The sequence below is a fragment of the Ktedonobacter sp. SOSP1-52 genome, assembly GCF_016587395.1.
In genome coordinates this window covers 201399-226682 of record NZ_BNJH01000005.1, presented here as the reverse complement: position 1 = coordinate 226682, position 25284 = coordinate 201399, and the positions used below count along the sequence as shown (strand labels likewise).

Here is a 25284-nt window from a genome sequence, read left to right as displayed (position 1 = left end):
CAACCTCCTTGTATATCTAGAAAGCCAACAATAGACAGAAGTAGATAGCGCACCACGTGTTACTGTATTCGTGGTGCGCGCAACCATCGACAGGCGTGCAGGTGTTCCTTTCCCCGAGCGTGAACGCACCTCGGGGCGGGGTGATTAACATGGTGTGTCTGTGGGGAGCGGATCGCGTGCTCTGGTCAGCGTGCCAAGTTGGCGTGCTCAGCACATCGGACACCAGCTCCCTCACGACAGGCGTGCCCATCACCAGGTGCAAGCGGATGCGTGCAGAGGAACCTGGTCGGCGTGCTAGCGTGATGCGAGCGCCAGGCGTCCACCAGCACACGATCAGGCAGAGGGCAGGCGTGCCTGGCCGGGCGTCCCGAGGTTCAGGCGAACCGGCGTACGGGCGTGCATGCGTGCAAGAAGCATGAGAGCAAATGTGGTTTCTCACCTGGGACCTCCTTTCTACATCCATTCACCAGTGCGCAGACGCGCCCACAGGCTTGCAGCATCCACGCCATAAAAGAGCCGGAGAAAGTCAAAGAGCGAGCCACCCTGTCGCCAGGTATAGCAGTACCAGCAGTTCAAACTACTCCCTCGCAGCGGCTTGACCTGAAACGAGGGATGACGATCCTGGCCAGCACTATGATGCTCACCAAATGGGCAACACCCCGCCCCGTTTTGATCGAGCGCGATATACCGACCAATGACCTGGTAGGGATCATAAGCGCGGCACCAATCGGCAATGGTCGCATAGCATGCAGCCTGGTCAGTAGACACGCTGGGAAGCATCAGCACGTGCGAGGACTGCGGCGAGGACATTTCCTCAACACCCGCCAACTCAGGGACCCAAACCCGTTCAATTGTTGAGAGCCAGGCCAACGAAGCTTCTTTTGTCGTGGCCACTGGCTCAAGGTGTCGCGTCCACTCTTGACGGACCAGGCGCACAAAGGGATACCATTCTCCTGTCAGGCGATGGACACCCAGCGGGACGCGAATCAGCGAACCAAAGCCATCACCTGCCGTATCTTGTTTGGGGTAGAACTCGATTTCGGAAGGGCAGTAGGGCAGAAGCCAGCGACGGAGCTGGGCAGGAGAGACCGGCGAGGCCAGGAACACCCATAGGTGCCCACCACGGCGGGAGGCCTCCAGGTAGGACACAATCCCATCAGCCACCAACTGCTCTTGTATGCCAACCAGGTCAACCAGGCCCCCGCGTTTATCGCAGTCAAACACTGCGAACTGGCAACAACCCGACTCATCAATCACATAGGTCCCTAGCGTGTAGTGTCCCGCCAGGTGCAGATGCAGCAGATCATAGGTGAGTGGTTGACCAACGCGATAGTATCGGCCCTCGGCTGTTTGCAATGCATAATCATTGCGCCGACCGATGCAGGCCGAAGCCAACACGTCCACATCCTGAAACGCCAGGCTCATAGAGCACCTCCTTTTATATCACATCACATCAGATCAGCAGTAAAAGCATGTATAAGCAAAATGAATCAGTAAAAATACATGTCAGGCTCAAAAGACCAGAAATACGCCGAATTGAGAGCTTTAGAGGCTCAGAATCGCGCTACAACGCAAATCCAGGCCCTTGCACGTCTCCTAAGAGCAACACTCAGCTACCCATGCCAAAACCGCGCTCTACTCGTTGTGGTAATGTGCCTTGCAGCCGCTTGACAAGAAGCACGAGCATGCAACACGGCTCTTCCCACCCTTTCAAAACATAAGTCAAAGGTTATGTCTCCTTTTGCGCCCTCAGAGGCCAAATGGGCGAGGATGCGCCAGCGAAGGCGCACCCTCAAGAGCTCAGCGAAATGAGCCAGCTATAATCTGTTGATAGTTCTCTACAACAGCATCAATGCGTTGCAATTGGCCCGCAGTCAGAGGCCCATCAAAAAACAGCCCGGTTGCAAGTTCTCGCACAAGCGTGATGAGCGAAGTACTCGCAAACGCGCTAGGCGTGGGATAGAATCGCGCATTGTTCATTTGCTGCTCAATGATGACAAGTGCAGCCTCAAATTGTTCTTGCGTGTACATGTTCGGCTCGTTCCTCTGCCATACGGTTGACAGGATGAACAACTAAGCATACTTAGCAAGCAAACGTTGATCTTGAAAGACGAAGAGCCAGGCCTCGACGAGATGCAAGCCGTCCTCAGTCAAGGGATACCAGGTCTGCTGATCTCCCTGGCTTATCACCACCAGGCCATCACAAAAGCCGACTGTGAACCCGGCGATCTCCGCACACCTCAGCGCAACATTCCAACGTTTCGGGAGGCAATAGGGCTGAGAGACAAGACAGTCAGGCTCATGACAACCACCACAGCCGATACAGGTGTTATGTGTGCAAACCTCTAGCATTCCGTTTCACCCCCGGTTTCGCGCAGCCAGGCGAAGACCTGGGGGCCGATACAACTGATACAAATGTGAACCCTGACAGAAATCATCTGCGCACCAATCGCAATCATGGTCGGGACCGTCGCGCAACACCCAGGACAGGCATACCACCCGCAACACTGGCAAGGCTGGACAAAGGCATCATCGAATAACTTCTGACAGCCAATACAGCGCGTCACCTGCTCGACACCTTGAACTTGCATCACTCAGACACTCCTTTCTGGTCGCGAGCTACCACGCATAGGCAGCGGCAAGAATCACCATAACCAGCTCGTTCAGCTCGTCAGCCGTCAGGCCATAGGAACTATGGGCATCATCATTGGTATCGACGACATCATACAAACCATCCTCAGCCTGGACGACGATCACGCCCAGCGGCATCAGTTCGCGGCTTGCCTCATCAGGTGTAAAATGCATACGTTTTCTCACTTTCCCCTACATATGTGTAGGCCTATAGAAACACCATGCCACTAGAAGCGCGATAGCATCGACAATCCTCGTCGCAGAGGTGAGTTGTGCACCCGCCTCCACCACAGTACTGATAATGCAGGTCCTCAGCTCCCCGCAAAACAGGAGTAAACGGGTTGCCCTCATGATCGGTGTACGACTGCCAACCAGGTTCACCAGCAATCACGGCCTGGATCACCTCTTCACCATAGAAGCGCATCGCACAGGGGATGCAAAACAGATTGGCATCGGCAGCAATCGCCACGACCCCAGGCCATAACCCATAGGCTTGTGCCATCCTTGACCTCCTTCCTAAGCAGCGACATACACATAAAAGAGTGACCAGGCCCGGTTATCGGGACCAATGGCGGCCACCATCGCCGCCAGATCAGAATCACGACTGGTTTCGTAGTACTCGACATAAGCCGCGTTGCTTTCAATCGCAGCGCGATAGACCAGCTCAGACGCTTGGCGAGGTGTGATGTATTCACAGTCTCCGATAAGCCATCGTACACAATCAGTTGGAGCCAACACGACCCGCCAATGAGCCAGTTCACGCAGACACTCAGCCAGTGGGCGTAGCGCCACCTGTGATGTTTGTTGACGGCGAATAGCACCCTTGCCCACTAGTACACCTCGCTTTCAACTGTCTCATCAGAGACCACTGAGGAAGCCGACGCGAGAAATGGACTCATCACTCCCTGCAACTGTAAAGCCATATTCCACAGGGAATGTATCGTGTTTTCTAGCCCCGCAACATGGGCGATCCCTTCCAGGCGCGATATGGCCTGTAGGCCATAGAAAAAGGCGTGAAGATCATACTGATCAGCTTCCAGAGCATTGATAGCTTTGGCCACGGCGCACAGATCACCTTCGACAAGCTCCGTCAGGTAAGGTGCTCGACGATAGACCCAGGATGCAATCTCACTGCCATTTGCCATCGCCTGCAAGAGCATATGTCCCATCACTTCACCTCACTGACCTGGTCGAGGAATGTACGAGCAGATGCAAGCAGATCATCAGCAAGTACATCAAGACGAAAGTAGACAGATGCCCCTGGAAGACCAGGCCACTCAAGTTGAATACATCCACTATCAGCCTGGAATGGTTCGAGAATCGTCACCCGATAGCAGAGAACAAACGCAAGATGAACACAGGCCGCTTGTGAACGTTCACCCTCAAGGCGAGCAACAGCCTGTTGCACTGCCTGAATTGCCGCATCCATATCAAACATGATGAAGACCCCCTTTCTTCTTCCCGCATGCTCACCAGGAGCATACGGGAAGAAAGAGTATGCACTACTGGCGGTAGTAGCCTTGCTGTCCCTGCGGTTGCAGGTTTGGCGGGAATTGACCAGGGAAGGGCTGACCCTGTGGCTGTCCGAAGCCTTGCCCTGGCATCGGCTGCGTGTACTGCTGAGCAGGATAGCCTTGACCAGGTATAGGCTGTTGTGGTGGCGGCAATTGCCCACGCTGTTGGGTAGGGCCAATCTGTGCAGGCTGGACAGGCGTGATTTTTGCTTTCACCTGTTTGGGTTCCCTATGGGTTGAGAAGCTTAGGTCACCACTCTGTGCCCGCTTGACATACTGCTGCACATGCGCCTTTGCAATGGCTTGATAATCGGCGGCTGTTTCCTTCGTTGCCGTTTTTAAGGCCTGGGTCATATGCTTGCGGTTCATCTCAGAAGCGATGACCTCGGTTGCTTGCTCGTCCAGAGCTGAACGTTCCATGGCCTCTTCAATCAGGTGCGAGACATCGACCAGTGCCAGGATACCCACCGAGAGCGGGAGTAGCAGACCCAGGCCCATCTTGTAGGAGAAGAGGAAGGCAGACGGCATCAGGTGGCCCATTGAGGCAAAAATGCTATCAAAGTCACCACCTGAGAGGACCCAGCCGAGGTTATTGCCAGCGCTGACAATGATGCACCAGACTGCAATCAGGCCAGGCAAAGCCGCACCAGCATAGTGGCCGCGAGCTATCAGCACTTTCGTCAGTTTTGCGCTTGCGTACGTCAGGACCTCAAAGAAGAGGCCCCGACCGAAGGCAATCAAGCCCACAAGCGAGAGAAAGTTGAGATGGCCACCGGCATAGACCGAGCCATTGGCCAGCGACGATTCAAAAATCAGGAAGAACGGCAGCATCACCGCCAGGAAGATTTCGAAGCGTTGCAGGCTCAGAAAGGTGCGAACCACAAAACGCAGAGACATAGGCACACCTCCTTACAGACACACTAGCGACCGCCAGCGCCAGCCAGATCAGGCGCAGCCGCAAGACGAACATCCGAGACGATGAAATTGGCCTGGGGGACTTCCTTCCCATCCTTGCTCTTGCGCATGCGCACGCTGTAGCCAACCACGGCCATTTGCACGCGCTGACGACGAGCGGGAGGCTGTTGAATCAGTTGAGGCTGTTGGGGATCGTCGTCCCACATCTGGCAACTAAAGGTGTTGCCCAGCTCGTCAACGACGTTCATCGTGAACAGGAACTTTTCCCCTGTCTGGCCAACCTGGAAAGCGTTTGCAGATTTGACAGTTCCTTCTAAGAACATTCCCATAACTGTGTTTCTCCTTTTTATGTCCTGGCTAGCCCACCCACCAGAGGCAGGCCCGCCAGGAAGACGTTAAACAACTCGACAACTTGACAAGCATACGACTTTTACCAGAAAGCGAACTGTTGCGGCACCTGGTCAACAGCCGTGTAACGTTGCTGTGCCAGAAGCCAATCAAGAAAGGGATGACACTCCTCAAAAGTGCATTCACCTCGACAGACCGGACAGTGCAACGGCCCATTGTGCTAGGCCTTGAGTGCCCGCTCTAGCGTGCGATCACCATCCCACCAGACCCGAGAGACGACCCAGCGGATACCATGCTCGTTGATCACTTCCATCAGGCGAGCGCCATCACCAGCTCGGTGAGCACGCATACGCCCTGGTAAGTCCTGCGTCCAGCCAAGATAGTGGCCAGCGTGCCAGTATCGCCGTTCGAAATGCAGCAGGTAGACCACAGCACACCTCACTGGACAACAGGGATATGCAACGAGCACCAACACACTACAGAACTGGTAAGAGTGCGACCGAGACAGCCAGGGCAGTAGGCGACTTGACGACAGTCAGAACGACGGCACGTGAACCAGCCCGAAACAAGACCTTCTGTAAAATCGTGACCTTTCGTCTGACAGAGGTGGTCGCGGCAGTAGACATCTAAGGGCCTCCTTTCCCTCTGCTTCATCATGCCCCTCACTCTAGCGATGTGTGAAGAACGCGACGAGCGCAGTCGCCTGCGGGACACGCGCCAGAGCACCAACAACGATCAAGAACACAATCCCAAGAACGACCGCAACAGGCGTTGATTTCACCACCTTGGAGGCTAGCGAAAACATGATGTAGAACAAAACAGCGAAAACGGCGAAAACAAGCACCGCGTTAGCGAAGGTAAGAGCCATAGAGACACAATCCTCCTTGACGGTGCCCTTGCTCTATGAGATACTAGAGGATGACAGGCACCGACGATAAAACACAACAGTAACAGTAAAAAAAATCGAAAAAGCTTGTTAAGAAACCGATTGATGTTCCAGCATCAGTCGGTTTTTTGTTTGCGCTTTGCACCTCCTTTACTTATCACTACTCTAATCCTTAAGTATTTATTCTCGATGTGTCAATTATAATCTGCATGTATTAAGTTTGTCAATACTATTTCCCTTAATTTTAAGTCTCAATTCTCATGAGACAAGTCAGGTGCAAATCTGTTATAATATCATTGTTCTTAGTATGGAATAAAATAAATTTTAAATCCCATATGGAGGGAGCAATTGAGCGAGCAATACTACACCGCTGATGAGGTTATGAAGCTACTCGACAAGTCGCGATCAACATTCTATAGAGAAGTTGATGAAGGTATCATTCCTAGTGAACTTGCCGCAGGACGAAAAAGAGGAAGAAAATTCCCTAAAGAGGCTATAGATGCCCATCACAGGCTAATGAAGAAATCAATGAAGACCAAGCTTACATTCGGACCATCAACAAATAACGATTTATGGGCAGGATATCAAAACAGTCGTAGAATCTACGATGAAGAAGATGTAGTAGAATATGAGACTCTTCTCGAATGGAGAGAAGCCAACTACGACATCTTCATGACTGCCAGAGATGGAGACGAGAGAGCTGGAGGGATAACAATGATCCCAATGTCAGAAAGTACAATCTTCTCTCTCATTGATGGACGAATACGAGAGAGAGAAATTCCACAATGGGCAATTAGAAAGTGGAACGATCCCGATCTATCCGTTTATATTCCTAGCATCTCCATCACTCACACAGGAAACAAACAGAAGGACGCTGACAGAGGAATATTCATCATTCGCAATACCATTCGTTGGGCATATTCATTAGACAGACAATATGACATCAAAAAATGGTATGCCATAGCTGCCAGCGACGAAGGCGAGAGGTTGGTGAGATTCCTTGGCTTCGAGAAACTAGAGGGGAAACAAAATGCTTACTTGTTAACTGACCTAAAAAAAGCCAACAGACAGGTGCAGCACTTTTTAGATACCCTCGACCAAGTAGATGATCCACCAATACCACATGAAAAAGGGAGGATATCAAAAGTGCAAGAAAGCAAATAAAAGATCCTGGTAGTGTGCAGCTACCAGGATCTTTTTTTGAGTCTACAAAGGCGAATAGGGTCCAGGAAAAAGGAAAGGTCAAGTGGAGATAGAAAACAAGTAGAATAGTAAGAAATTAGTTTTATCTAAAAAAAGGCCAGAGTAATGCATCCAACGACTCTCTTCGAAGAATTGTTGCACTATCACAGACTAAGTACCATTCCCTAACACTTATTTTATCTGATCACTATGAAATTGTATCCCTTTTCAACAGAAGAAACAAAACATACAGAAAGAGGGATAGTAAAAAAGCTCACGAAATGTTAAAATAACCTTATATTCACTCCATCACATGGTGCCGTTAAGACCTTTTTCTCTGCATTGAAGCAACAAATTATTGCGATCAGGAGATAGGTGCTGTGATTAAAGACCAAACTTCATCTGAAGAATTAAAACAATTGTTAAATTCATACTCTAACGAAAATACCGATTTTTGGTCATTTCGGGATAGAGCAGAGAGAGAACATACACACGTTTATTTTCAGTATCCTGCTATGATGGTTCCCAAAATGCAAGGGCAATTAATAGCCGCTGTGAGGAAAGTCGCCCCAGGAACAAACCATATTTTCGATCCATTTGTTGGTTCAGGAACCACAATGGCAGAAGCGATGATGCAAGGGCTAAATTTTACTGGCCAAGATATTAATCCTCTGGCGATATTGATCTGTCGTGCAAAAATGGGGCCATTTTATGATCAAATATTACAAAAAAAGTTAGGAATAATTATCAATGCTGCAAGAAATGATCATAACACGAAAATAGATATAGATTTTCCTGGAAGAGATAAATGGTTCCAACCCAAAATTGCCATAGAGCTCTCTCATATAAGGAAAGCTATCTTAAATGAAGCAGAGTTGTGGTGCCGTAGATTTTGTTGGGTAGCTCTAGCTGAAACAGTTCGGTTAACTAGTAATTCCCGGACATCAACCTTCAAGCTGCATATAAGGAGTGAAGATGACATCAAAAAAAGAGATGCCACTATTTCTCCTATCAATATCTTTGAAACCATCACGAAACGCAATTTGACTAGTTTAGCCAAACAAAAGAAAACCCTTAAAGATAAAGGGCTTATCGTAGACGACCAATATAGGGGATACGTTGAAATTAAGCACTGTGATACAGCTAAACCTGCATACAATGTGAACTCCTACGACTTATTGGTTACCTCACCTCCTTACGGAGATAATGGAACTACAGTTCCTTATGGACAGCATTCCTATCTCCCCTTACAGTGGATAGATTTAAAGGATATTGATGACACTGTTGGAGCAGAATGGCTTAAAACTACTAAAGAGATTGATAGTAGGAGTCTAGGAGGAGCTAAAGATAAAGCTTTAGAAGCAGCGAGTGATGTCCAAGGACAATCAAAAAGTTTTAGGCAAATCATGGCTGAACTTAAGGATGAACCCAAAGATAGAAGCGTGCGCGTTGCGGCTTTTTATCGTGACCTTAACAACTGCATTGATCCAATATTAACATCTTTAAAACCTAAAGCATACATGATTTGGACTGTAGGGAATCGACGTGTAGGTAATCATCCAATTCCAATTGACCAAATTCTGATAGAACTTTTGAATGCACGAGGTGCCGTTTTAGTAACCAGACTACAAAGAGCTATACCAACTAAGCGTATGGCTTTACGAAATAAATCATCTTCTACAATGCGTTCAGAAGTTGTTTTAGTTATGAAAAAGGGTGATGAGTAGTTAAAATATGCAAGAAAAGGAATCGAAACATCATTTTGATATACATGCGTCGGTAGTTTTGCAATTGGGAGAGACATTAATTACTGATGTAGCTCAGGCCCTAGTAGAACTAGTAAAGAATTCTTACGATGCAGATGCCAGCTATGCAAAAGTTATCGTTGATACAGAAAGTTCACCTGGGAAACAATCTTTTTATCCCAATGCTAATGGATACATAAGTATTGAAGATGATGGTATTGGGATGGATGAAGCTACAATTATAAGAGGTTGGTTGACTGTTTCTAATTCACCTAAACGGGAGATGAAAAGATTAGGACAGACCACTGAGCGCGGACGTACCCCACTAGGAGATAAAGGTTTAGGCAGATTGTGTGCGCAGCGTCTAGCATTCAACCTAGAAATTTTTACCAGACCTGTAGGAAGCCCTGTTGAGTATCATGTAGCATTTTCATGGAAATCATTCCTCGAGAGAGATATCACGTTGACTGAAGTCCCTGTGTTTTTTGAAGAGATACCACCTCAAAGATCTCAAGGGACGAAACTCTTAATCACAAGTCTTAAAGATGTAGAGTCATGGAAAGACAGTGCAAGTAGCTTAAAACCTGTAGATGATCTTCAAATAAAACTATCTCAATTAATTTCCCCTTACATGGAAACTAGAGATTTCATTGTTTCTGCCATCTTCAACGGAAGGCGCCTTGAGCTTGCTGAATATAGTAGTCAATTTAAAAAAGCAGCCATCATTAATTATAAATTTGTTTTCAATGAAAAACAGTTACATATAAAAGGTAAAGCGAAACTGGATCTATTTAGGCCAGGTAGATACTCTCCTAGCGAGGAAAAGCTAGAATATAGAAATTTTCTTCAAGAAGACGGAGGGAAAAAATTCCTCGACTTTCTTCTACAGTCAAGTCAATCTCAAAGATACAAACTCAAAAAATCTGATGAAGAAACCTGGTATGTTGAATATGAATATCTGCGCAACTTTGTTGAAATTGACAAGGTCAAGCTGCTATACGGAAAAGCTGCTAACCCAGGCCCTTTCTATGGTGAAATTGATTCCTTCTATCTAGATGATAGATCAGAAATAGCTTCTAACTTAGGTGGTGATACTGTCCTTAAAAGCTTTATAAAAGACTTTGGAGGATTAAGAGTTTATCGTGATGGTTTTGGAATTCGTATTGATAGTGACTTACTCGAACTACGAAATTTACAAACTTCAGGTAGATCATTCTATGGTCTTAGGCCTGGAAATATTACCGGATATATAGCACTCTCTGCAAAAGATAATGCTGTCTTAGAGGAAAAAACGGATAGAGAAGGGTTTCAAGCTAATCCTTATTATGAAAATTTTATCCTTCTTATTCGAGAAGTTAGCCGATTTACTATAGACGCACAAACATATATTAGGAGAGAATACAATAGATTTAAAGAAAAAGAAAAATCTGGAGCTCAAAATAATAAGAAGGTTGAAACTGAAGAAATTTATAAAGAAATAACTGCTAATCTCGCATCAACGGTTTCTTATGGAGAGTCTTTAAGAAAATCTAAAGATGCATTAGAAGAAGTTGCAAATGATACAGCAACGATTTTAAAGTTTACTGAAACAATTACTCCAAATAAGGGTATTGATACCCAGCCAATAAAAATGGTAACACAGAGTATGACACAAAAGGTAGAAAGCGCAAAAAAAGAATTTAATCAAGTTGAAATCAGCTTACAGAACCTTCCTGAGCTGCAAAAAAATGTTGAAAGTCTCAATAATCAAGTAGTTCTCCTTAAGAGTCAGATTGCTTTACTAGGGGAACAACTTAGCCAAACTTATGAAACGGTTGGTTTAGGCTTAACAGCAGAGTCTCTCTCTCATGAAATCACCAATATTATAGATCAGCTAGCATATCGTAACCGACAAATTATGGATTACCTTGCAAGCCGAGGAAATAAGGAAATCCAGCTAGTTGGCTTCACACGCTACATTAATACAGCAGTTTCATCGCTTCGAAAACAGCTATCTCATCTCCAGCCTTCTCTTCGATATGTAAGAGAAAATAGAGAACATGTAGCATTATACGAATACTTTTTAGAACTTGAAGATTTTTATAAAGTGAGATTTGCGTCTTTTAATATAGAAATGCAAATCAAAAACCCAAAACAAGAGGCATTTGCTATATTTATAAACAAAGGTAAGCTCAATCAAATAATAGACAATTTGTTTTTAAATAGTGAATATTGGTTAAGGGAAGATTTAAGATTAAAGCGAATGGCACGTGGAGTTATCTCTGTTGAGCTCTCAAAGCCATTTGTTAGGATATCTGACAATGGTCGCGGTATAGATATTAGCATTGAGAAATCATTATTTGAACCTTTCGTGACTACTAAAGGCCAAGGAAGAGGACGAGGTCTAGGTCTATTTATTGTACAGCAACTTTTGGCTTCAGAAAATTGTGGGATTTCTCTTGCTGCATCACGGAATAAATACGACAGGTTACACGTGTTTGAAATAGACTTTACAGGAGGCCTAAGTGGTAACAACAAACACTAACGGAACAACAGCTAGTGTCAGTAAGAGTATAATGCAAAAAGCTCAAGAATCAGTTAAAAAGCTGTTTAAGAGTCTAAATATTGGACGTGTTGTCTGTGTAGATGATCAATATGACCAACAGCCCTCTTTTGCAAAGTTTAAAACTCTTTATGAGCAGACAACGATAGAAGAACTGCAAACAATACCTGAGCTTAATCCTATTATATTTATTGACCCAGATATTGTAAGGGAAAAAGATATTGAAGCATTATGGGAAAATTTTTCAGATGATGATAAAAAAAGGGTATTTGTACAATTACTTACAAAGGTGAATAGTAACACCGATCATGGATATGCTGAAACATTACATGCATTATTAAATTCCTTTGATTTTAAAGAGTTGTCTCTTGCTCAATGGAGAAAGCGTAAACCTCAAATTTTGCGCGAAGCCAAAAGAACTAAAACATTGTTTCTTTTCGATCAAGATTTTAGTAAAGAAGGCGGATCTTCTCACGAAGGTATTAGACTAATTGAGGATATCCTTACTTCAGAAGAGCGTGATATTATCATGTGTGGTCTACTGAGCCATACTTTTGCCCCAGAGCAGGAACACGAACAACTAAATGAATATATAAAAAATCAAGAAGGCAATCGGGATAAATTTATTTTTATCTCAAAACAACAACTCCATAAAGACCCATTAGAGTTCGTTCGATTAATCAAATTAACCGCCCTCAGCCCCAAATGTAAGGAGCTAAAAGAAGTTGTTGCTGGTATAATTGGGCAGGCTCACGACGAGGCGAAAAGTAAGGTCAATCTTATTGATATTTATGATTTTGAACATATTATTTTTCAAACGTCTTTACTTGAAGGAGTTTGGGAACCAGATACATTATTTAGATTATTTGGACTTTACCAGCGATCTATAGCTAGAGAACTAGCTAGGTCAAAAGATGAATTGCATGAGATTGCAGCTGATATCAGGCCTATCAGCACAGTATCTACGCACTCGACAGAAGCGCCTAAACATCGTTCATGGGAGGTCCAGCGCCTTGAAATCTATGAAGATGAAACTTATATCAATTATTTACACATGCCTGTTGAGCTGGGTGACATATTTGATGTGATATTACCAAACGAAACAAAAAAATTTATTCTATTAGCACAGCCTTGCGATTTAATGATACGCCCGAAAGGTAAACGCAAGCAAACAGTCACAGAAATCATACTCGCGGAGATCATTGATTCTGAGACAATAGGAAGACGAAATATCGACGGCAAGCCGTTAGATCAAGATGCCTTTTTTGAGCTTCCTTACTTTACTGAAAATGGACATGAAAAATATGTAAGCTTTCAAAAAAGACATTCGGTGAAACTCTTAATCATCGACCTATGTGCCTACCAAGATGATGGATATGCATATTTAAATGTTAAAGCTGATTGCCCTAAATATGTCATACCTACTTGGCAAGATCGTTATAAAAAATTGGTCATAGAAGCGAAAGAGCTATTTGAGCAGTATCAACAAATATATGGGTATTGTAGTAAACTTCCCCCAGCAGAGGCAGAGCACGTACTTGGATTTGCAAAAGCAAGAATCCTTTCTGTTCCTTTGGTATCTTTACCAGGTACAAAAGAGAATTTGTTTACGGGTGAGATTAACTTAGATGACTGGAGTATTCGCTATAACTTAAAACGCTCTGGTCGTCTTTGCCAATCACATTCAACAGCTCTTCTAGCAAAATTTGCAGCATTTTTAGCTCGTAATGCGTTTGAACACGATTTCGGAGTGGAAAATTAAGGGAATGTGCGTTATAATCATAAAATAATGCTTATGTGCTATAAAGTAGCAGCCTGTTACGCAGTGTTATTGTAAATAAGTAGCATCCCGTCGATTCCGCGCCACATATTTCAAAGCTTTAAACTCTAACATCCATAGAAAAGCAATAAGCTGAAAACCAATAAGGTGTCAAGTTCAGGTGTCAAAACCGCTTCAATTACATGCAAAAGAGGTTAGAGAGCGGAAATACAATCGGGAACATACTATAGCTTCATACTACCACCTTGAAATTCATCACGATATAACTCCTCTCACATCCCGACTAGCCATCAAGAGCTATAATAAAGTACTACACTTCTCAAGAATAAGGGCTGAAGGAGCTATTCGAACGTGAAGAAAGAAATTCCAACCAATTAAGCATAGCGTTTCCCTCCGTCTTTTGGCAACAGAAAACTGTTTTTTTGTCTCATATCTCTTGCATTATTCTCACAAAGTGATATAAACTGTATCAAAGCAGAACTATTCATGAAATATCTATTATGCTTCACTTTTGAGGTAGCAAAAGTAGCGCATATCTTCACAACCTCATTTTAATTCCTCTATCGATTAAGCTTTTGATCTGCCGTATAAGCAACATTTTTTTATTGATTCATTGATAGTAAGGAGACAAGCACCTTGACCGAGTTAATATGGGATGGCAAGTACAAAGATAGCAAAAGGGTTGGGCCAGTACGAATTGCCTTGCCGTTTCAGACGGTGGAGACTGTGAATGAGTCAGCACAGCAGCGTCAACTGACGCTGGATTTATTTTCATCTGGACGACCTACGGAATGGCGTAATCGGTTGATTTGGGGTGATAAGAAATATGTACTTCCCAGCCTTTTGTCAGAATTTGCTGGGAAAGTAAATCTTGTCTATATTGATCCTCCTTTTGCCACTGGGGCTGATTTTTCATTTACAACTGCGATTCCGGATAGTAATGAAAGTTTTACTAAAACACCAAGCGCTATTGAAACAAAGGCATATAGGGATACTTGGGGAAAAGGGCTTGATAGCTATCTTCAATGGTTCTACGAGACGGTAGTAATCCTACATGATCTGCTAGCTAACGATGGTAGTATCTATGTGCACTTGGATCCAACAGTTGTTCATTATGCAAAAACAGTACTGGATGATGTCTTTGGTGCAGATAACTATCAGAGCGAAATCATTTGGAAGCGGACAAGTTCACACAACAGCGCACAACGATACGGTCCAGTACACGATGTACTTCTTTTTTATGGAAGATCGGCCAATTGGACTTGGAATGATGTACGCACGGACTACGATCCAGCATATCTCGACAAATATTATCGGTTCGATGATGGTGACGGCAGACTTTATTGGCGTGCCGATCTTTGCGCTTCTGGAACCCGTAAAGGGCCATCTGGCATGCCTTGGCGTGGCATCGATCCAGGAAAGAAAGGAATGCACTGGAAATTTGGTGTAGACACACTCGATAAGCTTGATGCCGAGGGACGCATTTATTGGCCTCCCAATGGCACAATGCCGCAATACAAGAGATATCGAGAGGAACTAAAGGGTAAATCCCTCTTGGATGTGTGGGATGATATTGACCGAATTAATCCTGTTGGAGCTGAGCGTGTAGGCTATCCAACTCAAAAACCCGAAGCACTCCTTGAGCGTATCATCAAAGCCTCCTCTAACGAAGGTGATCTCGTCCTCGATTGTTTCTGTGGAAGTGGTACTACAGCGGCGGTTGCTGAGAAACTAGAACGTCGATGGATCACATGTGACTTAGGCCGTTTTGCTATCCATACTACTCGCAAACGGTTGCTTAGTATTGAGAATATAAAACCGTTTGTCGTGCAGAATTTAGGTAAATATGAGCGGCAGGCTTGGCAGGTTAGTGAGTTTGACGATCCAACTCAGCGGATAAATGCACAATTACGCTATTATGCCTTTATTCTCCAACTCTACCATGCAACCCCCATTGATGGATACACTTGGATTCATGGAGTGAAGAGCGGCAGGCTGGTTCATGTTGGCTCAGTAGATGCACCTATTGCCCTTGGTGAAGTCAAAGCAATTGTCAATGAATTCTGGAAAGTCAGGGGAAAAGATGCTGGCGAGCACAGTAATGGGATCGATATCCTCGGATGGGATTTCGCCTTTGATCTTAATGAAACGGCCAAGCAAATGGCAGCAGATGCAAATATCAGGCTCTCCTTTAAAAAGATTCCTCGTGAAGTGCTAGAAAAGAAAGCAGTTGAACAAGGCGACATCTATTTTTATGAGTTAGCTGCTCTTGCTGTGGATATAAACCAATATAGAAAGACTGTCGGAGTTGAGCTAAAAAACTTCTTTATGCCTCCTGATGATGTGCCAGAAGATGTTAAAAAAGCCATTTCTCATTGGAGCCAGTGGATCGACTACTGGGCTATTGATTGGGACTACCGGGAGGACACATTCCATAACCAATGGCAAAGCTATCGTTCAAAGCAAGAGCCAAAGATTCTGTTAAAAACCACTCATACATATGATCAGCCTGGTACGTACACGATTGTCATCAAAACCATTGATATTTTAGGCAATGATACAACCAAGGCTGTAACCATAGAAGTGCAGGGATAGCAATTCTCTCTACGGCTCTCAATGAAGTCAGTCATAGGAGGTGACTATTATGGCTCGTGCTCGCAAGGTAACAAAGATTGACACGCAACCTAGTCTCTTTGATCAAACGCCATTTCTCAAAACTGCTCCTTGTGTGCCTGCATTACGAAGGCTTGTCGCTGATTGGCGGGAGAGTGGATATAAAGGTGCAACTGAGACGACTCGGACACTTTTGAACTTCTGGTTTTTTACCGATCATAAACTCCCAACCGGGCAGCTTTTCACCTATCATGAGGCACAACGGGAAGCCATTGAAACACTTATCTATGTATATGAAGTGGCAAAGGTACGAAATCGTAAAGATTTATTAGAACAGTATGCTACCACCAACAATGGCTTGCAACTGCCAGGCTTCGATGAGTTTGCTCGTTATGCCACAAAGATGGCAACTGGCAGCGGAAAAACAAAGGTAATGTCACTTGCTATTGTCTGGCAATATTTTAATGCTGTTCGAGAAGATGCTAGTGACTACGCCAAAACGTTTTTAATTCTTGCTCCCAATGTGATTGTTTTTGAAAGGCTCAAAAGTGATTTTGAAGATAGCCGCATTTTCAATAGCGATCCGCTTATACCACGTGAATTCAAGATTTTCTGGGAGTTTGATTGTATCATGCGCGGAGAAAGGGAACGTGCGCTAGCTGATGGTATACTCTTTCTCACCAATATTCAGCAACTGTATGACAAGACAGAGCGCAAGAAAAATGGCAATAGTGAGCCTGATATTATGACAGAAATGCTTGGACCAAAACCCAAAGACGATATTAGTAGTGAACTTATAAGTTTTACTGAGATGCTTGCCAAGCGCGACGGCCAGTTACTAGTGTGCAACGACGAAGCACATCATACGCATGATGAGGAAAATGAATGGAATAACGTGATCAGAAGGCTGCATACCAGTTTGCCCATAGCTTCGCAACTAGACTTCTCTGCCACTCCCCGCTTTGCTAAAGGCGGCTTATTCCCCTGGGTTATTTCTGATTATCCTATCAGACAAGCAATCATTGATGGTATTGTCAAACGACCGGTGAAGGGTATTACAGAACTTGAGGAAGCCAAAAGTCCGGTTGCCAGTGTCCGCTATGAGGGATATCTAACAGCAGGAGTGGAGCGCTGGCGAGAGTATAAAGAGCAGCTTTCACCACTCAACAAAAAGCCGCTACTCTTTATTATGATGAATACCACAGAAGAAGCTGAAGACGTTGGGGACTGGTTGAGAAAACGCTATCCATCTGAGTTTGGTGGCGATAAAAAAGTCTTAGTCATCCATACTGACAAATCAGGTGAAATTACGAAGAAAGACCTTAATGCTGCCCGAAAACTGGCTCGTGAAGTAGATTATCCTGATAATCCAACGAATGCAATTGTTAGTGTTCTCATGCTTCGCGAAGGATGGGATGTCCAAAATGTCACGGTAGTTGTTGGCCTTCGCCCCTATACTGCTGCTGCCAATATTCTGCCAGAACAGGCAATTGGCCGCGGACTACGCTTAATGTTTCGAGGAAAAAGCTATTCTGAACGCGTAGATATTATTGGCAACAAAGCTTTTCTCGCATTTGTGGACGATCTGGAAAAGCTAGAGGACATAAAACTTGATACCTTTGAGCCTGGTAAAGATAAACTCAAGATTATTACCATTGCACCGAAACTGCCTGACAAAGCAGCCTTTGATCTCTCGTTACCCAGACTCTCACCAATGCTTACTCGTAAAAAGACTCTAGCTGAAGAAATAGGTTCATTGGACATTACAAGGTTTCGGTTTAGTCCTGATCCACTCCCCAGAAAACCGACAGATGCCGATATCAGAAAATTTCAGTATCAGGCTTTTGATATTTTAACAATGGAAAAACTCTTTGAGCGTGAATATGCTATCAAAGATGTCCAACGACCAGATGAAATCGTCAGTTACTATGCAAAGCTCATTGCTGTTAATCTGAAATTGCCAGGTCAGTTCAGTTCACTGGCTCCTAAAGTCTGGGAGTTTTTTGAGAAGCGAGCCTTTGGAGAAATAGTAGCACTTAATGATTCAACGATTATCAAAGCCATGAACCATCGTGTTGCTGGATACGTAGTCCTTGATGTCTTTGGCCGTGCACTCAAAGAGAAACTGATCGAGCAGTTGGAGCCAAGTATTGAGGGGCAGGATCGCCTGTTATCAGCAATAGAACCATTTGCCTTCTCTCGTTCAGTACTTGACGCTAGAAAATGCGTACTCAATCTTGTTCCCTGTGATAATGACTTTGAATACGAATTTGCTAAATTCCTGGAAAACGCCAAGGATGTACAGGCATTTTCCAAACTACCACAACAATTTGGTTTTTCAATAGAATACACAGATAATAATGCCAATTTGCGCTATTATTATCCGGATTTTGTTGTGAAAACTGATCAGGATGAAATGTGGCTGGTTGAAACCAAAGGACAGGAATCCCTTGAGGTTCAGTATAAGGATCGAGCAGCTAACCTATGGTGTGAGAACGCAACCCAATTGACCGGTCAACAATGGCATTATGTGAAAGTTCCTCAGAAAGGGTATGATATGCTTCAACCGGTTGAATTTTCTGATTTGCTCACCTTTGTCAGTTAGAGGATCTGGATAGTCTCAAATAAAATAAGGTGTCAGGTTCAGGTGTCAAAACCTCTCATCAGAAACGTCAAAGAAGCTCAGAACCGGACACAACATCACCTGCCTTTAGATACTGCATGTATCTAAGCTCCTTCTGGTTTTTTCATAGCTGTATAAATTGTTCTGCCATGAAAAAACACGTCGGTAGCTCAGATTTATTCCCGGAGGAGCCATTAATCAACGCGGCGTTGCTTAAGCACCTGGCATTGCTGGTGTTTATCACGCAGAAAGCGCAAGACATAGGCAAAGAGCACCACAAAAAACAGGCACAGAACTCGGCTCAAGCCTGAGTAAGAGAAGAGATAGACGCTGCTAAAGCACGCATCTACATCTGATCCAGATGTAGACGCATGTTTAGCAGCGTCGGTCTCCCACAGCTCGATGCTAGGGCTTGAAGACGGCTCGTACGCAACCATCCTCCTTATGCTTGAATATAGCGTACCCAACTGGGGCCTCTTCCAGCGGGAAATGGTGCGTTGCCAGGTAGGAGGGATCGAGCTGGCCCTTCTGTACATAGTCCAGCAAGCGTGGCACATACTTTTGTCCGTGCTGTTGCGCGCTACGCACCGTCAGCCCCTTATTCATAATGACCCCAATAGGAAACTTATCCATCAGGCCATACACGCCAAGAATTGAGAGCGTTCCGCCCTTGCGACAAGCCATGATTGCCTGGCGTAGCGACTCACCCCGGTCCGTATGAAAACGCAACGCCTGCTTGGCACGGTCATATATATAATCTATCCCGGTTCCATGTGCCTCCATGCCCACGGCATCGATGCAGGCATCAGGGCCACGCCCTCCAGTCATCTCCTTGAGCGCTTCAAGAACGCTATCCACCTCGGTATAGTTGATCGTCTCAGCGCCAGCCTTTTCCTTCGCCATCTGCAATCTCTCGGGGAAGCGATCAATGGCAATGACGCGTTCGGCCCCCAGGAGATAGGCACTCTGTATCGCCATCAGGCCTACACCACCGCATCCCCAGACGGCGATTGTATCTCCACGCTGAATATTGCAGAAGTCCGCCCCCATAAAACCGGTCGGCACGGCGTCCGAGAGGAAGATGACCTGCTCATCACGCAATCCCTCGGGCACATGGAAGCAGTCGTTGTCGGCATATGGTACGCGCACATACTGGGCGTGCGCGCCAGCATAGCCGCCAAAGGCGTGAGTATAACCGTAAATGCCCGCAGTTGGATAGCCCAACACGGGCTCTTGAAGCTCGGCGTTGGGATTCGTATTATCGCAGAGCGAGTAGAGGCCGTGCTGGCAATACCAGCAAGCGCCACAGACAATAAAGGAGGGTACAACCACGCGGTCGCCCTTCTTTACTTTCTTCACCTCATGACCAATCTCCACCACCTCGCCCATAAACTCATGCCCGATGACATCACCCTTACGCATTGTCGGAATGTAGCCATCAATGAAGTGCAAATCTGAGCCGCAGGTGGTCGACATAGTGACCCTTAAAATGGCGTCGTGCGGATTAATAATCTCGGGATCGGGCACGGTCTCCACCTGGAGATCATTGACCCCATTCCAGCAGAGTGCTCGCATAGCTTTCTTCTCCTTAATGCGCGTAAGCGGTTGCGCGGGCCGCTGGATTGTGTTCAAGCGTTGGAATTTCACCCGTTTCGGCCAGGCTCTTAAAGCGCCTCAACGCTTTCTCCACGATCATATCTGGCATGATACCCAGAGTATGTATCACGCCGCTCCCAATTGAGCCGCCTGGCGTGTCAAAGCGGAAGCGCAGGGTCGCGACCGTTCCCCAGTCTGCGGGAGCAGGATGAAAACTAACCATTCCATCATTTGAGATTGGCGCGCCCTCAAGTGATTGCCAGCGTAAAAGCCGTCCCGGCTGGTTCTCCACGGTATGCGTCTCCCATTCCAGGTGGCGCTCCAGGGGCAAACTTACGCGCCAGTGCATATGATCGCCCGTCCCCCTGGTAACCTCCACGCTATCTCCCATAATCTTTGAAAGCGTAGATGGATCGCTCCAAAGCCGGTACAGCTCTTCAGCGGGTCGTTGAATAGTAATCGAACGCTCAAGCTCAGTGAGCCTGGCTTCTGGCTCTTTGAGCCTGTTCGCCGTATTGATCCCGAGTAGCTCATAGAGGTAGCTATGCCCGCTAAGGCCCCGGTAGAGCAGAGCCAGGCCTAGCACCCCTCCAACCCAGGAGCGGCGTGCCATGCCACCCAAAACGAATGCCCCACCTAACCCTACAGATACTCTCCGCTCCCATAGTTCTACGTTTACTTCACCCAGATCCATAATGTCTCCTTCTGTAACATACACACTTATGCTCTGTCTTCAGAAGAGACACGTATCATCATCACAGAATGATTACCTTTGCGAATGTTTGAAGCGCCTCGCCGCTGCGTACTCGCAAAGGTATGAAATGTGGCTGGAGATATGACTATACTATAGTCATATAGCAATCAAACGGCGATCCTGTCGCAGGGGTATGGGTTGTTCGTGCAGAAAGGCTGCAAGCCTTTCTGCACGAACAACCCATACCCCTGCGAGCCACATAATGGCCAGAAATTTCGAGGAAGTGTATCATCCCTAACACTAGAAAGTGTGCTTAGAGTATGTGTCATCCAGGTGATAACAGCGGTTACAATCACGAGACCGAACAGAACGTAGAACTACCAGGGAGTGGTCGTACGATCCCAACTTTCGCCTATGGCTACCAGCCTGGTGAACAGCAGCCAGCCGTCATTATCTTACATGATATCTATGGCGTGAGCCCTTTTTATCGCGATATGGCCCGACGCCTTGCTGAGCAAGGTTACGCGGCTCTATTGCCAGATCTTTTCTCTCGCGAGGGCAGCATTCCTAATCGCAACCGCGAGGCCGCTGTCACCCGCTTAAGCAAGAGTAGCCTTGCAACCCAGCTAGAAGATGTTCAATCCATCGTTACTCAGCTCAAAAGCGAGGGGCGCAAGGTGGGTGTCATCGGCTTTTGTCTGGGTGGCACGCTGGTGATGCACGCAACATCACGCACCTCAGCCATTGATGCGGGTGTTATCTACTATGGCTTCCCGGTCAACAATAATCCCATACCCCAGCGGCGCGAGAGCCCTATTGACGAAGTAGAGCAGCTCCAGGCTCCCCTCATTGGTTTCTTTGGCGCGGACGATACAGCCGTGGGCGTTCATAATGTCCTGGCATACAAACAGAAGGCTCTGGCCGCCCATAAAGATATTGACTTCACTATCTATCCCGGCGTTGGCCACGCCTTCTTGACCTTTGAGCAAGAGGGACCAAGCGTTGCCGCCAGCCAGGAGAGCTGGAGCAAGGCCCTGGCCTTCTTAAATAAACATCTGTAGAAGAGAGCAAAAGCCCGCTACTGGCGTACGCGGCTACCCTTGACGTGTCAAGGGTAGCCGCGTACGCCAGTAGCGGGCGCCTATTAACCCGCCATCATTTGTCTTTGCTCTCAACTATAGCCCAGCTTCGGCGCTCACACTTCTCCCATGTTCGTATGTAATCCTCAGCCGAGCGGAAGAGGGGGACCAGGTCTTCATGTGTCAGGCCAACGTTCTTCAGGTCCTGGAGCAGATCGGGCAGCAGACCATAGTGCGCAACGCCATCCAGATTAATATCAAAGTCGCGCTCGCCCGTATAACAGCGCTTGAGAGGAGGATTATCTCCCTCCATCTGCTCCCAGCGTTGCCAGATAGCCATTACCCTGGGATACATCTCGTGGACTGGCTGTGGATCACGCTCCGTTATCCCCGGTTCCTGGCCCGTTTTCACTAAGAAGGCAACGCGTTGCTCCCACGGCTCATTCCCGGTAAGGAGGCCTGGCCGCTCCAATTGCGCATCATCCAGGGCGAAGAAACCCTTCGCAAAGTGTACCGCTCGATTAAAATAGTTTAGAATATTCGGGCTTTTCCAGGGATCACAGCCCGCTTTGTACAGGCCAATAGCCTGCCAGACATCACGCTGTAAGCCATCATAGACATCGCCCTCAAGCACGCCTTCAAAGCGGTAGTGATGAGTATCAGCTAGAGACTCATCATAGCGCACGCCGTTCTCCTGCGCCTCGACCTGCTCTCTCCTCAAGGATCTGCGCCTGGAATCGCGCCCCATGCCCGGCACATCATAGTCCAGGAAGTAGCTCGCGTTCAGGCCAAAGCGCGGAGCGTTAAACTTAGCAAACCCATTAGTATCGGTGCCAAAGCCAACGCCACGCCCGCCCATTTTCTCGACAGCATAGAGATACGCCTGCGCCCAGGACTTAGACGAGCCTGCACAGTCTCCGTGCACCTTCCCCTGTAAACTGGGAATGACCTCGCCGACTTCGCGCACATCGGCCTGGCAGGCAAGTGGCCCTATGATACCTCCAAGTTTGGCGATACGCTCTATCTGCAAGGCTGTCTTCAGACCTTCGCTGGCACACTTCTGATTACAGGCGGTCTCTTCATTGCGCTTCAGAGCCAGTTCGCGAAAGCCTGTATGTCCTGCGACCACAGGATAGTCATACTGCTCTACCAGGTCCAGTGTCGCTTCAACAGCTTTATGAGACATATGGTCAACCTCTATGAGCATCCCCAGGCTCATCATCTGGCATAATAAGAAGTGTCCCAGGTCAGTCAAACCCTTACCATTCATATGGCCGCCACTCACCTGGCGATAAGGCGGGTTGTAGCCCTGCGTCACACGCGCGATATCGATGGCCAGGCCCGGATCTTCCTGCAAGCGATACTCTATGCCATAGGCGCTGCCATCCTCAACCGCGAAATAATCCTTATGCAGGTAATGATTGACCAGGCTAAAGAGGTCATAATAGATCGCCGAACCTGAGAAGATATTATCGGCCATATGCACAGGAAAGAGGTGGCGTACGCCGAGATCATGATAAAGGTGCGCAAGATAGGTGCTGATCTCCTCTTCCGTGGGCAGTTGCGGCTGCTTCCAGTTCCCCAGCGAGTCAACTTCTACACCAAGCACGATAGCCAGTTTGTTCTGGTGAATAATCCGCCGCGCCTCGGCGGGCGTATAGGCTATCTCCATCCAGTCATGATGCCGGGCCGCAAGTTCTTTCATGGCCGCAATCTGGCACTCAACTACGCTTTTATCATCGTATGGCTCCTGCCCATTGTAGTTGCTCGCCAGCATCTCGTTATTGACCGCGTGCGCGACCAGCAAGCGTAGACCGCCATCAAAAGCGCGCCGTATCCAGTCGATATACATTTGCTGGTGTACAAGCGTGGTAAAGCGTGGCCAACCATCAAACTGTGGATAGCCGCCAACCAGGTGCCCTACATTTATGCCATAACCAATCTGCTCAAAGAAGGACATCAAGATGCTGCTGCGGCGACCAGCGATGCCTGTACCGGCGATGCCATGAGCCTTCACACACTTCGCCATAGCCTCATCTACAGGGCCATCCGGCTGCCCCCAGAAGATGACACCTCCAAAGGCCAGGTGCGCCATCGGATGCGTATGCAGATCGGCGAAGCCCCACACAGGCGCATCGGGATCTATTTCGCCCGCCTCCGTCTCCAGGGTCAACGGATCCTCAGCCGAGAAGCGCACATCAGCGACATTAATATGCCCGCTGATCGAACTATCGCTTATACGCACACTGATCCACTCACCCACGAACTCCTGGGCATAGAAGACCACTCTCCGCATCATCTCATGGCCACGGCTCGTAGCTTGAAATACCTGGAAGAAGTCGCTGTTCTCCCTGGCTATATAAATTCTGGAATAGCTATCGCTCAGACGGGAGCTATTACTCTCGTTGGCCTTGATCAGGAGAGAGATGCTACAGGCGTCGTTGACATCGCTACCACCAAGCAGGCAGGTAAACCAGGGAGAAGAGGCTTCGAGGATAAATGTCTCAGAAGTCAGGGTGCCCGTTAAATAATCCTCCGTGCTAATCCAGTACTCGCCCCGCTGACCCACGGGATATGGACCATCCCAGTAATCTCCACCCAACGGCACAAGTCCGGGCTTAACCCGGCTCGCACGAAAGCAGTCTCCACGCACTGGCTGCCCGCGAAAGGCCTCGCCCTCGGCGTGCCATCTCGACAGATCACCTCCCGCAAAATCTAGCCTTACCGCGGGCCTCTGCCTATCCTTATCTACTCCTGTGCTTGTGGAGCAAGCACAATTCCCCGCCACAATTTGCTGCAAACACACCCCACATCGCAACATATCCACAATACTATTCCTCCCACCACATCTCCAATTCTTTCCCTAAAAATAATCCATTCCGCCCTCAAAAGTAAATAGGAACTGTTTACATATGCAACGAGACATATATATACAGCTCCCATTTTTGAATTTCATATACCTGGTGCGAGTGAAACAATGCCCTTTTTCTTACTACCCCTAACTTCTGTGTAAATGCAAACACAAGTGTGCTACACAGATAACACACTTGTGCCTGGCACAAAACCTAAATACCTTAAGGCCTTTTAGTTTTATGGTCAATAGTAGATTTACAAACCATCTCCAAAGAGCTATTCC

At 46.8% G+C, this 25284-nt stretch carries 26 protein-coding genes; 8 read left to right on the top strand and 18 right to left on the bottom strand.

Annotation, left to right across the window (positions count from 1 at the left end; all coding sequences use genetic code 11):
• Positions 1–16: 16 nt before the first annotated feature.
• The 15 genes from JMJ16_RS41710 to JMJ16_RS41640 all read right to left on the bottom strand — a co-directional run bounded on the left by JMJ16_RS41710 (position 17) and on the right by JMJ16_RS41640 (position 6276).
• Complete coding sequence (locus JMJ16_RS41710) at positions 17–439, bottom strand: hypothetical protein (RefSeq protein WP_201391187.1); 423 nt, start codon at positions 437–439, stop codon at positions 17–19.
• Positions 440–453: 14 nt separating this feature from the next.
• Positions 454–1425 (bottom strand): CHC2 zinc finger domain-containing protein, encoded by a 972-nt coding sequence (locus tag JMJ16_RS41705; RefSeq protein WP_201391185.1) that lies wholly within the window; start codon positions 1423–1425, stop codon positions 454–456.
• Positions 1426–1800: 375 nt separating this feature from the next.
• Positions 1801–2031, bottom strand: a complete 231-nt coding sequence (locus JMJ16_RS41700) for a hypothetical protein (RefSeq protein WP_201391183.1) — start codon at positions 2029–2031, stop codon at positions 1801–1803.
• Between the two features lie 42 nt (positions 2032–2073).
• A complete protein-coding gene (locus JMJ16_RS41695) occupies positions 2074–2352 on the bottom strand; it encodes a hypothetical protein (protein WP_201391181.1) in 279 nt (92 codons plus the stop codon).
• A complete protein-coding gene (locus JMJ16_RS41690; protein ID WP_201391179.1) occupies positions 2346–2591 on the bottom strand; it encodes a hypothetical protein in 246 nt (81 codons plus the stop codon). Before JMJ16_RS41690 ends, JMJ16_RS41695 begins: the two co-directional genes overlap by 7 nt.
• Positions 2592–2619: 28 nt before the next feature.
• On the bottom strand, positions 2620–2805 hold the full coding sequence (locus JMJ16_RS41685; RefSeq protein WP_201391177.1) for a hypothetical protein: 186 nt from the start codon (positions 2803–2805) through the stop codon (positions 2620–2622).
• A 34-nt stretch (positions 2806–2839) separates the two neighbouring features.
• Positions 2840–3133, bottom strand: coding sequence for a hypothetical protein (locus tag JMJ16_RS41680; protein ID WP_201391175.1), 294 nt, complete (start codon positions 3131–3133; stop codon positions 2840–2842).
• 14 nt (positions 3134–3147) lie between these two features.
• A complete protein-coding gene (locus JMJ16_RS41675; protein WP_201391173.1) occupies positions 3148–3462 on the bottom strand; it encodes a hypothetical protein in 315 nt (104 codons plus the stop codon).
• On the bottom strand, positions 3462–3800 hold the full coding sequence (locus JMJ16_RS41670) for a hypothetical protein (RefSeq protein WP_201391171.1): 339 nt from the start codon (positions 3798–3800) through the stop codon (positions 3462–3464). Before JMJ16_RS41670 ends, JMJ16_RS41675 begins: the two co-directional genes overlap by 1 nt.
• Positions 3800–4069 carry a hypothetical protein gene (locus JMJ16_RS41665; protein WP_201391169.1) on the bottom strand — a complete coding sequence of 90 codons (270 nt, stop codon included), beginning with the start codon at positions 4067–4069 and terminating at the stop codon, positions 3800–3802. Before JMJ16_RS41665 ends, JMJ16_RS41670 begins: the two co-directional genes overlap by 1 nt.
• A 64-nt stretch (positions 4070–4133) precedes the next feature.
• Positions 4134–5042: a hypothetical protein gene (locus tag JMJ16_RS41660; protein WP_201391167.1), complete on the bottom strand. Its 909-nt coding sequence runs from the start codon at positions 5040–5042 to the stop codon at positions 4134–4136.
• A gap of 23 nt (positions 5043–5065) precedes the next feature.
• Positions 5066–5389, bottom strand: a complete 324-nt coding sequence (locus JMJ16_RS41655; RefSeq protein ID WP_201391165.1) for a hypothetical protein — start codon at positions 5387–5389, stop codon at positions 5066–5068.
• A 239-nt stretch (positions 5390–5628) separates the two neighbouring features.
• The gene (locus tag JMJ16_RS41650) at positions 5629–5838 is read right to left on the bottom strand and encodes a hypothetical protein (RefSeq protein ID WP_201391163.1); all 210 of its coding nucleotides are present in this window, start codon (positions 5836–5838) and stop codon (positions 5629–5631) included.
• Between the two features lie 46 nt (positions 5839–5884).
• Positions 5885–6034 (bottom strand): hypothetical protein, encoded by a 150-nt coding sequence (locus JMJ16_RS41645; protein WP_201391161.1) that lies wholly within the window; start codon positions 6032–6034, stop codon positions 5885–5887.
• A gap of 41 nt (positions 6035–6075) precedes the next feature.
• Positions 6076–6276, bottom strand: a complete 201-nt coding sequence (locus JMJ16_RS41640; protein WP_201391159.1) for a hypothetical protein — start codon at positions 6274–6276, stop codon at positions 6076–6078.
• A 366-nt stretch (positions 6277–6642) separates the two neighbouring features.
• Between JMJ16_RS41640 and JMJ16_RS41635 the strand changes: the two genes are divergently transcribed.
• The 7 genes from JMJ16_RS41635 (at position 6643) to JMJ16_RS41605 (ending at position 19090) form a co-directional block, all read left to right on the top strand.
• On the top strand, positions 6643–7458 hold the full coding sequence (locus JMJ16_RS41635; RefSeq protein WP_201391157.1) for a helix-turn-helix domain-containing protein: 816 nt from the start codon (positions 6643–6645) through the stop codon (positions 7456–7458).
• 398 nt (positions 7459–7856) lie between these two features.
• Positions 7857–9203, top strand: a complete 1347-nt coding sequence (locus JMJ16_RS41630; protein WP_201391155.1) for a DNA methyltransferase — start codon at positions 7857–7859, stop codon at positions 9201–9203.
• Positions 9204–9210: 7 nt separating this feature from the next.
• Positions 9211–11745: an ATP-binding protein gene (locus JMJ16_RS41625; protein WP_201391153.1), complete on the top strand. Its 2535-nt coding sequence runs from the start codon at positions 9211–9213 to the stop codon at positions 11743–11745.
• Complete coding sequence (locus JMJ16_RS41620) at positions 11726–13525, top strand: hypothetical protein (RefSeq protein ID WP_201391151.1); 1800 nt, start codon at positions 11726–11728, stop codon at positions 13523–13525. Before JMJ16_RS41625 ends, JMJ16_RS41620 begins: the two co-directional genes overlap by 20 nt.
• 654 nt (positions 13526–14179) lie before the next feature.
• On the top strand, positions 14180–16138 hold the full coding sequence (locus tag JMJ16_RS41615) for a DNA methyltransferase (RefSeq protein WP_201391149.1): 1959 nt from the start codon (positions 14180–14182) through the stop codon (positions 16136–16138).
• Positions 16139–16187: 49 nt separating this feature from the next.
• A complete protein-coding gene (locus tag JMJ16_RS41610; RefSeq protein WP_201391147.1) occupies positions 16188–18761 on the top strand; it encodes a DEAD/DEAH box helicase family protein in 2574 nt (857 codons plus the stop codon).
• Between the two features lie 167 nt (positions 18762–18928).
• On the top strand, positions 18929–19090 hold the full coding sequence (locus JMJ16_RS41605) for a hypothetical protein (protein ID WP_201391145.1): 162 nt from the start codon (positions 18929–18931) through the stop codon (positions 19088–19090).
• 94 nt (positions 19091–19184) lie between these two features.
• Here the strand turns inward: JMJ16_RS41605 and JMJ16_RS41600 are convergent, their stop codons facing one another.
• Both JMJ16_RS41600 and JMJ16_RS41595 read right to left on the bottom strand, forming a co-directional pair.
• Positions 19185–20354, bottom strand: a complete 1170-nt coding sequence (locus JMJ16_RS41600; protein ID WP_201391142.1) for a zinc-dependent alcohol dehydrogenase — start codon at positions 20352–20354, stop codon at positions 19185–19187.
• 13 nt (positions 20355–20367) lie between these two features.
• The gene (locus tag JMJ16_RS41595) at positions 20368–21069 is read right to left on the bottom strand and encodes an SRPBCC family protein (RefSeq protein WP_201391140.1); all 702 of its coding nucleotides are present in this window, start codon (positions 21067–21069) and stop codon (positions 20368–20370) included.
• Between the two features lie 320 nt (positions 21070–21389).
• Between JMJ16_RS41595 and JMJ16_RS41590 the strand changes: the two genes are divergently transcribed.
• On the top strand, positions 21390–22130 hold the full coding sequence (locus tag JMJ16_RS41590; RefSeq protein ID WP_201391138.1) for a dienelactone hydrolase family protein: 741 nt from the start codon (positions 21390–21392) through the stop codon (positions 22128–22130).
• Positions 22131–22224: 94 nt separating this feature from the next.
• Here the strand turns inward: JMJ16_RS41590 and JMJ16_RS41585 are convergent, their stop codons facing one another.
• Entirely contained in the window at positions 22225–24969 is a 2745-nt protein-coding gene (locus JMJ16_RS41585; RefSeq protein ID WP_236601989.1) for a membrane dipeptidase, read from the bottom strand.
• Positions 24970–25284 lie beyond the last annotated feature (315 nt).

Excerpts from the sequence above, each read along its gene's own strand:
- JMJ16_RS41705 (WP_201391185.1), bottom strand. The coding sequence starts at position 1,425 with ATGAGCCTGGCGTTTCAGGATGTGGACGTGTTGGCTTCGGCCTGCATC.
- JMJ16_RS41700 (WP_201391183.1), bottom strand. The coding sequence starts at position 2,031 with ATGTACACGCAAGAACAATTTGAGGCTGCACTTGTCATCATTGAGCAG.
- JMJ16_RS41695 (WP_201391181.1), bottom strand. The coding sequence starts at position 2,352 with ATGCTAGAGGTTTGCACACATAACACCTGTATCGGCTGTGGTGGTTGT.
- JMJ16_RS41690 (WP_201391179.1), bottom strand. The coding sequence starts at position 2,591 with ATGCAAGTTCAAGGTGTCGAGCAGGTGACGCGCTGTATTGGCTGTCAG.
- JMJ16_RS41685 (WP_201391177.1), bottom strand. The coding sequence starts at position 2,805 with ATGCATTTTACACCTGATGAGGCAAGCCGCGAACTGATGCCGCTGGGC.
- JMJ16_RS41680 (WP_201391175.1), bottom strand. The coding sequence starts at position 3,133 with ATGGCACAAGCCTATGGGTTATGGCCTGGGGTCGTGGCGATTGCTGCC.
- JMJ16_RS41670 (WP_201391171.1), bottom strand. The coding sequence starts at position 3,800 with ATGGGACATATGCTCTTGCAGGCGATGGCAAATGGCAGTGAGATTGCA.
- JMJ16_RS41665 (WP_201391169.1), bottom strand. The coding sequence starts at position 4,069 with ATGTTTGATATGGATGCGGCAATTCAGGCAGTGCAACAGGCTGTTGCT.
- JMJ16_RS41660 (WP_201391167.1), bottom strand. The coding sequence starts at position 5,042 with ATGTCTCTGCGTTTTGTGGTTCGCACCTTTCTGAGCCTGCAACGCTTC.
- JMJ16_RS41655 (WP_201391165.1), bottom strand. The coding sequence starts at position 5,389 with ATGGGAATGTTCTTAGAAGGAACTGTCAAATCTGCAAACGCTTTCCAG.
- JMJ16_RS41645 (WP_201391161.1), bottom strand. The coding sequence starts at position 6,034 with ATGTCTACTGCCGCGACCACCTCTGTCAGACGAAAGGTCACGATTTTA.
- JMJ16_RS41640 (WP_201391159.1), bottom strand. The coding sequence starts at position 6,276 with ATGGCTCTTACCTTCGCTAACGCGGTGCTTGTTTTCGCCGTTTTCGCT.
- JMJ16_RS41625 (WP_201391153.1), top strand. The coding sequence starts at position 9,211 with ATGCAAGAAAAGGAATCGAAACATCATTTTGATATACATGCGTCGGTA.
- JMJ16_RS41610 (WP_201391147.1), top strand. The coding sequence starts at position 16,188 with ATGGCTCGTGCTCGCAAGGTAACAAAGATTGACACGCAACCTAGTCTC.
- JMJ16_RS41605 (WP_201391145.1), top strand. The coding sequence starts at position 18,929 with ATGAAAAAACACGTCGGTAGCTCAGATTTATTCCCGGAGGAGCCATTA.
- JMJ16_RS41600 (WP_201391142.1), bottom strand. The coding sequence starts at position 20,354 with ATGCGAGCACTCTGCTGGAATGGGGTCAATGATCTCCAGGTGGAGACC.
- JMJ16_RS41595 (WP_201391140.1), bottom strand. The coding sequence starts at position 21,069 with ATGGATCTGGGTGAAGTAAACGTAGAACTATGGGAGCGGAGAGTATCT.
- JMJ16_RS41590 (WP_201391138.1), top strand. The coding sequence starts at position 21,390 with ATGTGTCATCCAGGTGATAACAGCGGTTACAATCACGAGACCGAACAG.
- JMJ16_RS41585 (WP_236601989.1), bottom strand. The coding sequence starts at position 24,969 with ATGTTGCGATGTGGGGTGTGTTTGCAGCAAATTGTGGCGGGGAATTGT.